We start from the raw sequence: 15,048 nt of genomic DNA on the forward strand, positions 1-15,048 counted from the left end.
CGGGACGGTCCCGCGTCGTCGCGGGACGATGGCGGGGCGGCTGGCCCGTCGACGCGCTCCCTCCCCGACCGTCACGCACATACGGCGGGCCCGGCCACTCTGAACCATGGAGCGACTGGTGGCCGACCTGCGTGCGGAGGCCCGCTTCGCCGACCAGCGGCGGGTCCTCGTCCTGGCTGGCGCGCCCGACGCGACGCGCGCGGCCGCCGACACCGCACTCGACGCCGCCGACGTGCCGCGCGACGAGACCACCTCCGTCGGTCCGGAACCCTTCCTAGCCGGGTGCGAGCACCTCGAACCGGTTCACGCCGGCAATCTTCTCGGCCGCACGCGCGAGGCCATCGTCCTCGACTGCCAGGACGACTTCCGGCCGAACGCGCTGGGGCGGTGCGTCGGCGCCGTCGACGGCGGTGGCCTGCTCGTCCTGTTGACCCCGCCGCTCGACGCGTGGCCGGACAGACGCGACGCCTTCGACGCTTCGCTGGCAGTGCCGCCGTTCGAAGTGAGCGACGTCGCCGGGAACTTCAGGCGGCGACTCGTCGAGACGATTCGCGCCCACCCCGGAATCGCCGTCGTCGACGTCGACTCCGACACCGTCGAGAAGCGAGGGCTCACCGACCCCGCGCCGCGGTTGCCGGTGACGCCGCCCGCAGCCCCCGCGGACACCGCGTTTCCCGCGGCCGCCTACGAGGCCTGCCTGACCGACGACCAGGTCGACGCCGTCGCCGCCTTCGAATCCCTCCTCGGCGGCGGCACCCTGGTCGTCGAGGCCGACCGGGGTCGGGGCAAGTCCAGTGCGGCCGGACTGGCGGCGGCCTCGCTCGCCCTCGCTGGTCGGGACGTGCTCGTGACCGCGCCCCAGTACCGGAGCGCACGCGAGGTGTTCGCCCGCGCGGCGGAACTGCTGACCGACCTCGACGCGCTCGACGGCCTGGACCACCCGGACGCGCCGCAGGAACTACGCACGGCCGAGGGGCGCGTCCGGTACGCGGACGCGACCTCGTCCAGCATCCTTGACGGCGACCCCGACGCGGTGATCGTCGACGAGGCCGCGGCGCTGCCCGTCCGCGTGCTGGAACGGTTCCTCGACGCGCCGGCCGTCGCGTTCACGACGACGGTCCACGGCTACGAGGGCGCTGGCCGGGGGTTCTCGGTGCGCTTCCGGGACCGCCTCGCCGAGAGCGGCCACGAAGTCGTCGAGCACACGATGACCGCGCCCATCCGCTACGCCGCCGGCGACCCGGTCGAGTCGTGGGCCTTCCGTGCGCTCCTGCTGGACGCGCGGCCCGCCGTCGACCCGCTCGTGGCCGACGCGACGCCGGAGAGCGCGACCTACGAGCGCCTCGACGCGGACGCCCTCCTCGCGGACGAACACCTGCTCCGGGAGGCGTTCGGCCTGCTCGTGCTGGCCCACTACCGCACCGAGCCGAACGACCTGGCGCGCCTGCTCGACGCGCCGAACGTGACGGTGCGGGCGCTGACTTACGGCGGCCGCGTCGTCTCCGTGGCGCTGCTGGCCCGCGAGGGCGACCTCCCCGCGGACCTGCGCGCGGACATGTACGAGGGCGGCCGCGTGAGGGGCAACATGATCCCGGACGTCCTGACGACACAGCTCCGGGACGAGGAGGCGGGCGTCCCGGTCGGCCAGCGCGTCCTCCGCATCGCTACTCACCCCGCCGCCCGCTCGCGCGGGCTCGGGTCGCGACTCCTCGATGAAGTCGAGGCCGAGTTCGCGGACGATGTCGACTGGCTCGGCGTCGGCTACGGCGCCACCCCCGAGCTCGTCGACTTCTGGGCCGAGAACGGCTACGCTACGGTCCACCTCTCGACGACGCGCAACGACGCCAGCGGCGAGTACTCGGCGGTGATGCTCCGGCCCACGTCGGCGGCCGGCCGCGACCTGGCCGACCGCCACGCCGAGTGGTTCGTGGACCGCGTTGCAGCCGTCCTCTCGGACCCGCTGGACGACCTCGACCCCGACGTCGCCCGGGCCGCGCTGGCCACCGCTGACGCGACGCCGGCGCTGGACCTCTCCGAATTCGAGTGGCGGCTCCTCGCGGGCGTCCCCGGCGGCGCCGCCACCTTCGACACCGCGCCGGGTCCCTTTCGCGCGCTCGCGATTCGGCACCTGATCGGTACAGCGGTCGACCTCGACGTGGACGCCGACCTCGATCCCGACGCTAACGGCCCTCTCGACGCCGAGCGCCTGCTCGTCCGCAAGGTCCTGCAGGCCCGGCCCTGGGACGACGTCGCCGACGAACTGGGCTTCGTCTCCACCGCGGAGTGCATGCGCGCGCTCGGGCGAGTGGTCGAAAAACTGGTACGCGCGTACGGCGATAGTACGGCACGTGAGGAACTCGATCGCCACGACGCCTGATCCGCTCGTCGCGTCCGCGCTCCCGGATCCGCTCGTCGCGTCCGCGCCTCCGGACTCGCTCGCCGCTGTCCCCGCGCTGGACACGTTCGCCGCACAGCTCTCGGTCCCGGGCCTCGACGCGCTCGCCCTCGTCGCCGGGTTCGCGCTGCTCGTCGCCGGCGTCGCCGGGAGCGTCGTCCCCTCTGCACCCGGCGCCCCGCTGTCGACCGCCGGCGTGCTCGTCTACTGGTGGGGCACGGACTATTCGGAGCCCGGTCTCGGCCTCCTCGTCGGGCTCGTTCTGGTCGGCCTGCTCACCTGGGTCGTCGACTTCGCCGGCGGGGCGATCTCGGCCCGGATCGGCGGCGCGGCCACGTCGACGGCCGTCGTCGCGGGGCTGGTCGGGCTGGTCATGCTCGTCGTCTCCGGGCCGCTGGGGACGCTGCTGGGCGTCGTCGCGACGGTCTTCCTGCTGGAGTTCCGCCGCCAGCAGGACGCCCGCGCCGGCGCGAAGGCCGCGCTCGTGACGACGGTCGGGATGCTCGGCTCCGTCGTCGCACAGGCGTTGCTGACCGGGTCGATGCTCGTCGTCGTGCTGATCGTGGCGCTGACCTGATTACCGCCGGCCGCCTTCCGCCACACATGGACTGTGCCGAGGACGACTGCGAGGAGGAGGCGGCGGTGGAACTCCACGTCCCCTGGGACGAGAACCGACGCGTCTGCACCGCACACGCGCGGGTCTGGGCGCAGAAGGACGGCGTGGTCCCGGACCCGCTGCCCGGGCACGAGGACGAGTGGCCCTGAGGCGGGCACTTTCCGCCGCTGGGTGCCGCCGCTTCAGATCTCCTTCGCCATCATCACCTCGTCGATGTACTGCCCGCCGAGCTTGTAGTGGTCCTCGCGGACGGCCTCGGTCTCCCAGTCGTGGGCCTCGAGGAACTCGATGGCGTCCGCGTTGGTCGAGGGAACGGAGTTGTATATCTTCTCGAACCCTTGGCTGTCGGCCCACTCGATGCCCCGCTCCAGCAGGCGGCTGCCGATCCCCACACCGCGGTACTGTTCGAGGACGCCGAGCGTCAGCTCGGCGGTATGCGACAGCTTGTCGAGCTCGGGGTGGCGCAGGTGGACCCAGCCGACCACGTCGTCGCCGACGGTGGCGACGAAGAAGATGCGCGACTCCAGGTCGTTGTGCCGGAGGAGCACGCCCTCGCTGTCGACGACGTCGGCGATGGTCTCGGCGTCGACGTAGGTCTTCTCGCCGACTGCCTCCCGGATGGCGCCGACGAGGCCGGTCAGGTCCTCCTGGCGGGCCTGTCTGATCGTGAACTCGACGTCCGCGGCGTGAAACTCCTCCGCCTCGGCCTCGTCGTAGGCGATGCGGACTATCCCGTCTCGCTCCTCGAGGACGTCGTCGCGCTTCAGGATGGCCATGTGGTGGCCGAACGCGCGCTCCTCCATTCCCAGCGCGGTCCGGATCTCCGACGGCCGGACGGCGCCGTGTCGCTCCACGTAGTCGTAGATGTCGCTGCGGTCCCGGTTCTCGAACGACGGCGGCTGTGCGAGTTCCATGGGGTTAGTTACCACACATCTATACTTAATGGTTTGTCACGAATGGGGCCGCTTGCTGGCCAGATTCCACGACGGAAGATCAGCCGCGCCCTGGAACCGCGGGTCAGCCCCGACGCTCGGGAACGCCGGTGAGAATCTGCGCGGCGTCGCGGACGTTGTGGGTGTCCACGAGGAGCTCGGCGGCCTCGCGGAGCTGGTACTCCCCTTCGACCTCCACGCCGTAGCAGGCGGCGTACATCGCCAGCCAGTCGTCGGCGGCGCCCTCCAGCCGGTCGTAGGTCTCCGGCGGGAAGTACTCCATCCGGCCGCCCGTGCGGAACTCGACGAACGCCGAGACCGTCGGCCCGAACCCGTCGCGCAGCAGGTCCATCGCGCGCTCCTCGTCGGGCGGATCGGCGGGCGGATCGAACGACTCCCGCGCACTGTGCGCCCGCTGTGCGAGTGCGTCGATCCGGTCCAGGACGTCGGGGTCCGCCTGCATCGCTACCCCTCCCTGAACTCGACGCCCTTGCCGCCGTCCGGGTGCTCCCAGTTCGTGTCGGCGACGACCGCGCAGGTGCCGCATTCGACGCAGGGCTGTGTGTCCAGGCTGACGACGTGCTCCTCGTCGCCGTTGGTCTGGATCCGCTCGTCGCGGTAGCAGCCCCCGCCGAAGTCCTCTGCGCTGACCGGACAGGCCGTCACGGCCGTTCCGGAGGCCGCGTAGGAGTTGTCGATCAGTTCGATGTGCGGGTCGCCGACGTCGTAGGTCAGGTCGCCGATGCGGTCGTCCAGCTCCGGCGGCTCGACCTCGTTGCGGTCGGTCACGCGCTCGCCGAGTTCCTCGGCGATGACGGCCGGCAGCGTCACGTACGGCGTCCGGGTGTCCGGGATCATCGAGACGAGCCGCGGCGAGGAGTACAGGCGTTCGAGGACGCCCTCGCCGAGCGCGCGCACAGCGTAGCGGCCCAGCGAGGAATCGGTCAGCCGGTCGGTCCAGCCGGACAGCGGCTCGACTTCGCCGAGCGAACCCAGGTTCCGGTAGGCGCTCGGCCGGAGCTTCCCCATCACGCCCTCGCTGTGGAGCTTCTCCTCGTACAGCGCTCCGGCCCGCTCGGGACGACCGCGCGAGCGAGCGTCGACGAAGGCCTCGGCGGCCAGCGCGCCCGCGGTGACGGCGTGGTTCATCCCCTTGATGATCGGCCCCTGGGCCTGCATCTGGCCGGCGGCGTCGCCGACCAGCAGCAGGCGACCGTCGTGAGGCGACTCCAGCGCGACCTTCTTCGAGTCCGGGACGAGCTTCGCAGAGTACTCCCGCTCGCGGTAGTCGTCGCCGAGCCACTGCGCCAGCAGGGGATGAGTCAGCAGGTTGTCCAGCAGTTCGTGGGGTTCGGCCCGTTCAGCGGCGATGGAGTCGAGGTGGAACACAGTCCCGACGGACAGCGAGTCCCGGTTCGTATAGAGGAACCCGCCGCCGCGGACACCGTCGAAGAGGTCGCCCGAGAACAGGTGGGCGACGCCCTCGTCGTCGCCGATGCCGAACCGCTCGTTGACCGCTCCGGGTTCCATGTCCACTACGGCCTTGACGCCCTGATACCACTCCTCGGGCTCCTCCCAGTCCATCAGGCCGGCGTCGCGGGCCAGTTCGGAGTTGACGCCGTCGGCCGCGACGATCAGGTCGGCCGTGATGGGATCGAGTTCCGCCGTCTCGACGCCGACGATCTCACCGCCGTCCCGGAGGAGCCCCGTCACCCGCACCTCCGTCAGCAGGCCGCCGCCGGTCTCCCGGGTCATCTCGTGGACCCGCTCGGCGAGCCAGGAGTCCATCTTCCGCCGCAGTACCGAGTCCGCCCACTCCGTGTCGTGGTGGTGTAGCTCGGAGATGTCGAAGGTGGCGACCTGATCGCCGGCGACGTTGTGGATGTAGTTCTCCGTCGTCGGCCGCTCTGTGGCAGCCTCGCGGAACCCGGGGAACAGGCCGTCGATGGTGTACGGCGCGGACTCCTCGGCGTAGATCAGGCCCCCGGAGACGTTCTTCGACCCGGCGTCGACGCCCCGCTCCAGGACCAGCGTCTCGACGCCGTTGCTCGCCAGCGTCGCCGCCGCCGCGGCGCCGCCGGGACCACAGCCGACGACGACGGCCTCGTAGTGCTCGTAGTCGTCGGTCGCGCCGTACTCCCCGACGGCCCCGCTGTCGTCAGTCATCGTCGCTCACCTCCTGCAGGGCCGCGGCGAACTCGCCGCGTTCGAGCGCCTCGGTCAGCCGCGGCAGCACCTCGAACAGGTCGCCCTCGACGAAGTAGTCCGAGAAGCCCCGGATGTCCGCGTCGGGGTCCGTGTTGATCGCGACGATCGTGTCCGACTCGTCCATACCGACCTTGTGCTGGATGGCCCCGGAGATGCCCGCGGCGACGTAGACGTCCGGTTCCACCACCTGCCCGGACTCGCCGATCTGTCGGTCCTCGCCGACGTACTGCTCGACGTGGCCCTCGAAGCTGTAGGAGGACGTGATGACGCCCCGCGAGAGCCCGAGGGCGGCGTCCTCGAAGGTGTCGACCATGTCCAGCCCGAGTTCGATGCCCTCCGTCGGGGCGTCGCCGATGCCCCGGCCGAGCGCGACGACGACGTCGTGGCCGGTCAGGTCGACGCCCTCGTCCAGCTGGTCGTACTCCGTGACGTCCACCTGGAACCACTCGTCGGGGAGGTCCATGTCGTGCTCGACGACCTCGCCCTGCCGCTCGGGGTCGGCCTCGGGGATCTCGAAGCTCCCCGGGATGACCGAGGCCCCCTGCGGGTGGAAGTCCCGGAAGGGCTTGTCGATGCAGAGGATGGTCGAGTACTCGAAGCCCGAGAAGTCCGGCCGCTTCATGTGCAGGACGCGGTCGAACTCCTCGCTGTCGCCGGGCGTGCCGGTCTTGGCGGGGTTCGAGATCATCGCGTTCTCGATGTACAGTCCGGAGCAGTCCGAGGCGAGTCCGGAGTCGAGTTCGCCCTGCACGAGCGCCGAGAGGTCCCGGCCGTTGTTCGTGGCGGGGAAGACGGTGTAGCGGGGCTCGTGGTAGTCCCGCCACTCGAAGTCGCCGTCCCGGCACATGTGGCAGAAGATCTCGGTGTAGGGCTTGTGCCGGAAGCGCTCCAGGCGCTCGTCCTCGTGGTAGACCACGCGATCCGCGCCGTAGGAGACGATCTCGTCCGTCAGGTCGGACACCTCGTCGCCGATCACGACGGCGATCACCTCCTCGGGGTTGCCGTCCTCGTCCCCGCCGTACTCCCGATCGTACTCGTCCATCAACTGCCGGGCCTTCCCGAGCATCTCGCGGGAGACGTCGATCAACTCGCCCTGCTGGGTCTCGCAGTAGACCCACATGTCGTGGTAGGTCTCGCCGGACGTCCCCTCGACCCACTGCTTCTCGTTGGTGGGGTGGTCGAGGTCCGGGTGTTTCTCCTCGGGCGGCACGTACTCCAGTTCCTCGGCCTCTTCGCCCGCCTCGTCCTCACTGCCCTGAATGGCCTCGATGCGGCTTTCGATCCGCTCCTTCGCGGTCTTGCGGTCCTCGCCCTCCCGCTCCCGCTCCAGGAGATCCTCCAGTACGTCGACGTCATCGAGGCCCCGAACGAGGTTGGCGACGTCGGCGACGGTCAGCTCCGAGAGGTCGACCTCGTCCGGATCAGCGTCCTCCTCGTCCTCCGCGGTGAGTTTCTCCAGTCGGTCCTCGAGCAGCGTCTTCACGGGCGCGCGGTCCTCGCCCTCCTCCTCGAGGGCGAGCATCTCCTCGATCTCCCCGGGGTCGTCGACGTCTTTGATCTTCGGGCCCAGTTCGGCGATGTCGTGTTCCGTGGGGTCGATGTCTGGCACAGTCAGTCACCTGCCGCGTAGGGGGCGAGTTCGTCGAACACCTGTTCCATTCCGGACTCGTCGTCGGAGTCGACCACCGTCGCCTCGCGCTCGGAGGGCGCTCGGGGAATCGGGTCCACGCCGGCGACGATGGTGGGTGAGCCGTCGAGGCCGATGTAGTCCGGGTCGAGGTTGAGGTCCGCGTGGTCCCACACCGTGAGGTGGTCCTCGAACCCCTCGGCCCGCTCCTGGGTCTCCTCTCGGAGGTCCTTCCAGGCCAGCCTGTGGGCGGCCTTCCGGTAGGTGGGCTCGAACTCCGGGTCGGCGACGACGAACGCGGGGAGGTCCGTCTCGACGGTCTCGATCTCCTCGACGTCGCCCTCGACGAGGCGCTTGGCCCGCAGCCGTCCGGCCTCCTCGTCGACGTCCAGCGCGACGACGTGGGTCACCAGCGGCATATCGAGGCACCAGGCCGTCTGCGGGCCGGTGTGGCCGGTCTCCCCGTCGGCCGTCTTGAAGCCGGCGAACACCAGGTCCGGTTCCTCCGCCAGGTTCTGGATGCCGGTGGCGACCGTCATGGCCGTCGCCCAGGTGTCGGCCGCACCCATCTCGCGGTCGGAGAGGAGATAGAGGTCGTCCGCGTAGACGTCCGCCATGCCCTCCTGCAGGACCTCCTGGTAGCCGGGCGGTCCCATGCTCATCAGCGACACCGTGCCGCCGTTCCTGACCTTCGTCTGGAGGGCCGCACGGAGCGCGTGCTTGTCGTTCGGGTTCATCACCGTCGGCGTCTTCCCGCGCTCGAGGTGGCCGTCCTCGTCGAAGGACACCTGCCCCTCGCGGAAGTCCGGGACGCCTTTCGTCAGTACGACTGTGCGCATTGGTGTCACTACCCTCGTGGCTGTATGCCACTCCACCGAACATTAATAGTCTTTTGTACTTATTACTCTCCAACAGTTCGGGGAGGGCAGTGGATCGGCTACCCAGGAGGGCGAAAACCGGGGACAGCCGCGGCTGCTCGTCGTCGAATCACTGCGGCGATACGTTCGCGGGAGCCTCGGCCCGGAGGCGACGGCTAGATTCGGCCGGCGCGGCTCGGATCGACGTCGATGGCGTCGACCGGACAGACGTCCACGCAGAGCATGCAGTCGATGCACTGGTCCTCGTGGGCCGGATCGGCCTTGATCTCGCTCTCCGGGTGACCGGGCGTGTCGACCCACTCGAAGACGTCCACGGGGCAGTCCTCCAGGCAGGCCCCGTCCGCGAGGCAGATGTCGAAGTCCACGGCGACGTGGGTTCCGTGGATGCCTTGCTTCTCCTCGATGGGATCCTCGCCGTCTGACGTCCACACGCGGTGGCCCTCGTGGCGGTCTACCTCCTCGTAGGTCTCCTCGAACTCGGGATCTATGGCCATTGGTATCTTATCTCACTTATCGCTATTACTTAAGTTTTTGACCGTCGGGCGCTCCGTCGATCGGAACTCGGCCGGCGAGACTGAAGTGTCCGTCGCTGTCCAGCTGAACTGCGAGAGGCCGGGCTCGGAGGACGAACGGAGTGAGTCCTCCGGCGTGCGGCGGCAGATGCTGCCGCCAGCCGGTAGACTCGCTTCGCTCGTCTCTCAAGCCCGGCCTCGCTGCGTTCGGCTGGACGGCGTTCGACTGCGAGGGTTACAGCGGACCGCCGCCCTGGCGGCCCTCCTCTTCGACGTCGCTCAGTTCGCGCTCGTCGTTGTACTCCCGCCCGCCGGGACTGCCGGCCTCGCCGGTCACCTCGTTGTACACCGCTTCCCGTACCTCCTGTGGCGACTCGAACTCCTCGTCGACGAGCCGGTCGAACACCGAGCCCAGCGACTCGGTCTCGTTCGGGAGGTCGATCGACTGGTCGCCGTACTCGACGGCCAGTTCCTCGCCCCGGACGGGGTACTTCATGTCGTCGAACATACTGGCGTCGCCGAGCATGTCCTCGACCGTCTCCGTCCGCTCGTGGCGACGCTCGTTGGCGCTCTCCTGGACGCGCTCCGGGTCGGGGTCGTAGGAGTCGTCGGGCATCACCGTGGCTAGTCGGACGAGCCGTATAGACCTGTCTCCGGGACAACAACTCGGCGACGACCCGGCGGGAAGCCGGATCGCGGTCGAACCCTCGTGGCACGCAATCGCGGACCAGCAGCGCGGCCCTCCGGTGGCAGTCAGAGATGCTCGTCCAGAAAGTCCGCGGTCCGCTCCAGCGTCCGCTCGTAGGTGGCAGCGTGGTGCGGGAACAGGTGGTCCGCGCCGTCGCCGGAGAGCAGTTCCAGTTCGGCCTCGGTGACCGCCGACAGCGCCGCGTGGAAGCGCTCGGACTGGTCCGGGTCGACGGCCTCGTCGTCGGCCCCGTGGACGAGCAGCGACGGCGGCGTCGTCACGTCCTCCTGTCCCAGCGGCGACGCGAGGTCGAATCGCTCCGGGTCCTCCGCCGGCGTCCCGCGGACGTACTCCCGGTTCGCAGCGGGGTCGTCCCACGCGGCCACGTCGTAGATGCCGGCGTAGCCCACGAGCGCGTCGACGGCCGAGGAGGCGCCCGGGTACCGCTCCGGCTCGAAGGCCGGTTCGTCGGCCGTGACGGCCGCCAGCGCGGCGAGGTTCCCGCCGGCCGAGTGGCCGACGACGGCGATCCGGTCGGGGTCGACGCCGTAGTCCGGCCCCTCGCTGCGGAGCCACTCGACGGCGGCCTTCACGTCGACGAGCGCCGCCGGGAACGACGCCTCCGGTCCGAGCCGATACTGCGACTCGACGGCGACGTATCCCTCGTCGGCGAAATCGAGCGCCTGGCGGGCGAACTGCCCCTTGTCGCCGGAGACGAAGCCGCCCCCGTGGACGAACAGGACGGCCGGATTCGGGCCGCTCTCCGGCGGCTCGTAGGCGTCGAGGTGGAGCGTCCGCTCGTCGGTCTCCCGGAACGGCAGGTCGCGGTGGACGGAGATGCGCGGGGCTTCTCTGCTCATGCCCGGGGCTCCGACCGGGACGGTCAAGTAGCCGGCGGAGACGGCGTCGCCGCGGCCCCGACGAGTGACACGTTGGAAAATAACAATGAAGCGTTCGGGCCGCGAAGGTGCTCGTATGGACCGCCGCAGTTTCCTCGCCACCGCCGGCGTCGCAGCGGTCGGTGCCGGAGCCGGGACCGGCCCCCTCCAGCGGGGGTTCCGAACGATCGGCGTCCCGCGGGACGCGGACTCGATCCAGGCGGGCGTCGACGCGGCGTCGCCGGGTGATCTGGTCCTCGTCGACGCCGGCACCTACGACGAGAATGTGGTCGCCTCGACGCCGGGGATCACGCTGCGCGGCGTGGACCGCAACGCGGTCGTCCTCGACGGCGGCTTCAACCCAGGCAACGGCGTCGACGTGGTGGCCGACGGCGTCGCCGTCGAGAACCTCACCGTCCGGCGCTACCAGGGGACGGGCGTCTACTGGCGCGACGTCGCGGGCTTCCGCGGCAGCTACCTCACCGCGTACAACAACGGCTACTACGGCATCTACGCGAGCAAGTCCCGCGACGGCCGGTTCGAGTACAGCTACGCGTCCGGCCATCCCGACGCCGGCTTCTACCTCGGGCGGAACCGGCCCTACGACGCCGTCGTCGCGAACGTTGTCGCCGAGCACAACGCCATCGGGTACTCGGGCACCAGCACGGGCGGGAACCTGACGGTCAGGGACTCGATCTTCCGGCACAACCGGGCCGGGATCCTCCCGAACACGCTGGACACCACTGATCCGCCGCAGCGCGCCTCCCGCTTCGTCGGCAACGTCGTCTCGGAAAACGACGACGAAGGCGCCCCCTCGCTGCGCTACGTCGCTCCCACGTTCGGAATGGGCGTCGTCCTCTGGGGCGCCAGCGACAACCTGGTCGCGGACAACCAGGTCGACGGCCATCCGAACTTCGGAATCGCCGCCGACCACAACGTCGTCGCCCCGTCGGGGAACGAGGTCCGGAACAACGTGGTCAGGGGCTCCGGCGAGGCCGATCTGGCGCTGGGGGCGCCCGCCGGCGACGGCAATCAGTTCGCGGGCAATCAGTTCGCCACCAGCGCTCCCACGGACCTGCAGGCGGACGCGAGCGGCGGCTCCCGGCGCGTCGCGGCCGTCTTCGAGCGCCAGGCGGTGGCTCAGGGCGACGAGACGCCGGGCGGCGACTGGCGCGACCAGCCCGAACCGGATCCGCAACCGACGATGCGGGACCCCGAGGCGGCGCCGCGGGCCGCCGACGGGGCGACCTCGTGGGGCGGAGACGCGGGGAAAAGATGAGCATCGGCCGGCAGCTCAGGGGTGCGTGAAGTACGCCACGACGCCGACGTCTTCGACCTCGTCCAGCCGCGCGAACCCGACCCGCTCGAACTGGAGCAGGTCGTCCGTCTCGTAGTCGGCGACGCCGGGCTCGGCGACGCCCTCGACGTCGCCCTCCATCGTCCGCAGGCGGAGGTGTGGACCGTCGGCGGGCGCCCAGTGGACCACGTCGACGTCGCCCTCGCGGACCACGTCGATGTCGTCGCCGGTGTACTCGAAGGCGTCGCGGGTGTGACGGACGCAACCGTACCCCTTCAGCCAGACGCGCTCGCCGTGCTCCGGCAGGTCGTCGCCCTCGACGGCGACTACCCCCTCGACGGGGATCTCGCGGACGCCGCGGTCCTCGTGGTCGGGATGGACCGGCGGCTCGGCGACGTCGGGCCCGCCGACGACCTGGCGCTCGACGAGGCCGCCGACGTCGGGGTCGTCCCGGACGAAGAAGGCGCGGTCGGTCTCGTCGTCGATCAGCTCGCGGTTGTTCGCGTAGATGGAGGACATCGCGAGGTCGACGTTCGACGTCGAGGTGCCCAGCTCGACCATGGCGTCGGTGACGGCTTCGCCGCGGATGCCCCGCTTCTCGAGGCTGGCGACGGTGGGCGCGCGCGGGTCGTCCCAGCCGTCGAGGTCGCCCGCCTCGATGAGCTCCTTGATGCTGGAGGTGGACATCGGCACGTCGTAGGCGTCGACCTGGACGTGACCCCAGTGGATCACCTCGGGGTACTCCCAGCCGAAGTAGTCGTAGACGAACTGCTGGCGCTTCGCCGAGTCCTGCAGGTCGATGCCGCGGATGATGTGGCTGACGTCGAGCAGGTAGTCGTCGACGCCCGACTGGAAGTCGAGCATCGGCCAGCAGCGGTACTCGCTGGCTTCCTCGCGCGGATGCGGGGTATCGACCATCCGGAAGGCCACCCAGTCGCGCAGCGCGGGGTTCTTGTGCTCGATGTCGGTCTTGATCCGCAGGACCATTTCGCCGCTGTCGTACTCGCCCGCCACCATGTCCGCGAACTCCTCGCGGACGGTCTCCGAATCCTTGTCCCGGTGCGGGCAGGGCTCGGCGCCGTTCTTCAGTTCCGAGAACTCCTCGCCGGGACAGGAGCAGGTGTACGCGCCGCCGAGATCGATCAGCTCGCGGGCGTGCTCGTAGTAGGTCTCGACGCGGTCGCTGGCCTTCTCGACCTCTGCCGGCTCGAAGCCGAGGTAGTCGATGGCGTCGAGGATCTGGTCGTACGCCGCGAGGTCGGGCCGCTTGGTCTCGGGGTCGGTGTCGTCGAACCGGCAGACGAACTCGCCGTCGTACTCCTCGGCGTAGGTGCCGACCACCGCCGCCATCCGGGCGTGGCCGACGTGCCACGGGCCGTTGGGATTCGGGGCCACCCGCAGGCGGATCTGGTCGTACTCGTCGGCGTTCGGGAGGTCCGGCAGCGGGCCCTCGTCCTCTTCGTCCTCGCTCTCGATCTCCTCGAGCTCCTCGGGGGCCAGCTCGGCCAGTCGCTCCCGGCGCTCCTCGGCACCCATATCGTTGACGTCCTGGATCACCGGTGAGATGACGCCCGGCACCTCGTCGCCGTGCTCGCGAAGCTCCGGGTTCTCGCCCATCAGCGGGCCCATGATGGCCCCGACCTGCGCCTCGCTACCGTGCTTGACCGCGTTGATCAGGGCCGCGATCTCGGCGGCCTCGCGGGCCTGCTCGCGTAACTCCTCGTCCATTACCGTAGGCTGCGACCGGACGCCTCAAAACGGCGTCGGGTTTCGGGCGGTCGCGGTTTGCGCGCCCGACACCGGGCTCGCGTGTCGTTCGCTCTGCTCACTCCCGCTCGCTACAACGAGGTCGCTCGCTATCTCACGGGTCGCTCCTGCTCGCCGTAACGAGGCCTCCCTCCGGTCGGCCTCGCTATCTCACGGGTCGCTTCGCTCCCCGTTCGATTTGTCCGAGGTTTCTCGCTACGCTCGAAACCTCGCTAGTACTCCCGCTCGACGAGGTAGTCCGCGATGCCCTCCAGCAGGTCGCGGGCCTCGTTGTCGGGGAGGATCTGGAGGTTCTCCTTGCCGCTGGCGATCAGCTCGTGGGCGGTCTCGCGGGCGTAGTCGATGCTGCCAGCCTCTTCGAGCCGCTCGACGGCCGCGTCGATCTCGGCCTCGGTGACCGCCTCGACGGAGTCGGTGTCGACCAGCGAGTCGACGTCGACGCCCTGCTCGCGGGCGTGCAGCGTGATCAGCGTCTGCTTGTCCTCGACGAGGTCGGAGCCGCGCTGCTTGCCCAGCTTCTCGGACGGCGTGGTCAGGTCCAGCAGGTCGTCCTGGATCTGGAACGCGCGGCCGACGTCGAGCCCGTAGCCGTAGAGGGCGTCGGTCTCCTCGTCGGCGCCCAGAAGCTCCGCCGGGATGGCGGCGGAGGCGGCGTACAGCACCGCCGTCTTCAGCTCGACCATCTCGAGGTACTCGTCGGGCGTGACCGCGTCGCGGGACTCGAAGTCGATGTCGAACGCCTGGCCCTCGCAGATCTTCGTGCACGTCGAGGCCAGTTTGGACACCGCGCGGACCGACCGATCGGGCTCGGCGCCGGTCTCCAGCATGCTCTCGAAGGCCTTCGAGTACAGCGTGTCGCCGGCGAGGATCGCGGTCTCGAGGTCGTACTCGCGGTGGACCGCCGGCACGCCCCGCCGGAGGTCGTCGTCGTCCATGATGTCGTCGTGGATCAGCGTGAACGACTGGATCATCTCGACGGACGCGGCGGCGGCCATCAGGTCGATCTCGCCGCCGTCCAGCGTCGGGAACGCGCGGTAGTCGACCGACAGCGGCTCGACGTCCGCGAGCGCCTCGGCGGCCAGCAGGACCATCGTCGGGCGGAGTCGCTTGCCGCCCGCGTCCAGCAGGTACCGCGAGGCCTCATACAGCCGCTCGGGCTCGACGACCGGAAGCTCGTCCGGGATCGCGTCGTTGACCCGTTCTCGTCGCGCGAGGATCGCCTCCTCGACGCGCTGTCCTCTCTGGACCAT

The 15,048-nt window shown here is 70.1% G+C and carries 14 protein-coding genes; 4 read left to right on the plus strand and 10 right to left on the minus strand.

Annotated features, from left to right (window positions below; translation table 11 throughout):
- Positions 1–106 precede the first annotated feature (106 nt).
- The 3 genes from tmcA to LCY71_RS14415 are packed head-to-tail and all read left to right on the plus strand — an operon-like array spanning position 107 to position 3,160.
- Positions 107–2,377, plus strand: coding sequence for a tRNA(Met) cytidine acetyltransferase TmcA (gene tmcA, locus LCY71_RS14405; protein ID WP_225333839.1), 2,271 nt, complete (start codon positions 107–109; stop codon positions 2,375–2,377).
- The gene (locus LCY71_RS14410; protein WP_308444678.1) at positions 2,349–2,972 is read left to right on the plus strand and encodes a DUF456 domain-containing protein; all 624 of its coding nucleotides are present in this window, start codon (positions 2,349–2,351) and stop codon (positions 2,970–2,972) included. The genes tmcA and LCY71_RS14410 overlap by 29 nt, the downstream gene beginning before the upstream one ends.
- A 26-nt stretch (positions 2,973–2,998) precedes the next feature.
- Positions 2,999–3,160: a DUF8014 family protein gene (locus tag LCY71_RS14415; protein WP_225333840.1), complete on the plus strand. Its 162-nt coding sequence runs from the start codon at positions 2,999–3,001 to the stop codon at positions 3,158–3,160.
- Between the two features lie 33 nt (positions 3,161–3,193).
- On the opposite strand, the gene LCY71_RS14420 is transcribed toward LCY71_RS14415, so the two are convergent.
- From LCY71_RS14420 to LCY71_RS14455, 8 genes are all read right to left on the minus strand, one after another.
- Positions 3,194–3,925 (minus strand): GNAT family N-acetyltransferase, encoded by a 732-nt coding sequence (locus LCY71_RS14420; protein ID WP_225333841.1) that lies wholly within the window; start codon positions 3,923–3,925, stop codon positions 3,194–3,196.
- 103 nt (positions 3,926–4,028) lie between these two features.
- Positions 4,029–4,406, minus strand: a complete 378-nt coding sequence (locus LCY71_RS14425) for a DUF8055 family protein (protein ID WP_225333842.1) — start codon at positions 4,404–4,406, stop codon at positions 4,029–4,031.
- A gap of 2 nt (positions 4,407–4,408) precedes the next feature.
- Entirely contained in the window at positions 4,409–6,109 is a 1,701-nt protein-coding gene (locus LCY71_RS14430; protein ID WP_225333843.1) for an FAD-dependent monooxygenase, read from the minus strand.
- Positions 6,102–7,760 (minus strand): electron transfer flavoprotein subunit alpha/FixB family protein, encoded by a 1,659-nt coding sequence (locus LCY71_RS14435; RefSeq protein ID WP_225333844.1) that lies wholly within the window; start codon positions 7,758–7,760, stop codon positions 6,102–6,104. The genes LCY71_RS14430 and LCY71_RS14435 overlap by 8 nt, the downstream gene beginning before the upstream one ends.
- A gap of 2 nt (positions 7,761–7,762) precedes the next feature.
- The gene (locus tag LCY71_RS14440) at positions 7,763–8,617 is read right to left on the minus strand and encodes an electron transfer flavoprotein subunit beta/FixA family protein (RefSeq protein ID WP_225333845.1); all 855 of its coding nucleotides are present in this window, start codon (positions 8,615–8,617) and stop codon (positions 7,763–7,765) included.
- A gap of 194 nt (positions 8,618–8,811) precedes the next feature.
- Positions 8,812–9,150 carry a 4Fe-4S dicluster domain-containing protein gene (locus tag LCY71_RS14445; protein ID WP_225333846.1) on the minus strand — a complete coding sequence of 113 codons (339 nt, stop codon included), beginning with the start codon at positions 9,148–9,150 and terminating at the stop codon, positions 8,812–8,814.
- Between the two features lie 253 nt (positions 9,151–9,403).
- The gene (locus LCY71_RS14450; protein ID WP_225333847.1) at positions 9,404–9,784 is read right to left on the minus strand and encodes a DUF5789 family protein; all 381 of its coding nucleotides are present in this window, start codon (positions 9,782–9,784) and stop codon (positions 9,404–9,406) included.
- A gap of 137 nt (positions 9,785–9,921) precedes the next feature.
- A complete protein-coding gene (locus LCY71_RS14455; protein WP_225333848.1) occupies positions 9,922–10,716 on the minus strand; it encodes an alpha/beta hydrolase in 795 nt (264 codons plus the stop codon).
- A 115-nt stretch (positions 10,717–10,831) separates the two neighbouring features.
- Here LCY71_RS14455 and LCY71_RS14460 point away from each other — a divergent pair, with 115 nt between their 5' ends.
- Positions 10,832–12,013: a right-handed parallel beta-helix repeat-containing protein gene (locus LCY71_RS14460; RefSeq protein WP_225333849.1), complete on the plus strand. Its 1,182-nt coding sequence runs from the start codon at positions 10,832–10,834 to the stop codon at positions 12,011–12,013.
- A 15-nt stretch (positions 12,014–12,028) separates the two neighbouring features.
- Here the strand turns inward: LCY71_RS14460 and LCY71_RS14465 are convergent, their stop codons facing one another.
- Together LCY71_RS14465 and idsA3 are read right to left on the minus strand one after the other, a co-directional pair.
- Complete coding sequence (locus LCY71_RS14465; protein WP_225333850.1) at positions 12,029–13,759, minus strand: glutamate--tRNA ligase; 1,731 nt, start codon at positions 13,757–13,759, stop codon at positions 12,029–12,031.
- Positions 13,760–14,010: 251 nt separating this feature from the next.
- On the minus strand, positions 14,011–15,048 hold the full coding sequence (idsA3, locus tag LCY71_RS14470) for a geranylfarnesyl diphosphate synthase (RefSeq protein ID WP_225333851.1): 1,038 nt from the start codon (positions 15,046–15,048) through the stop codon (positions 14,011–14,013).

Source organism: Halomicrobium urmianum, from assembly GCF_020217425.1.
Taxonomy (GTDB): Archaea; Halobacteriota; Halobacteria; order Halobacteriales; family Haloarculaceae; genus Halomicrobium; species Halomicrobium urmianum.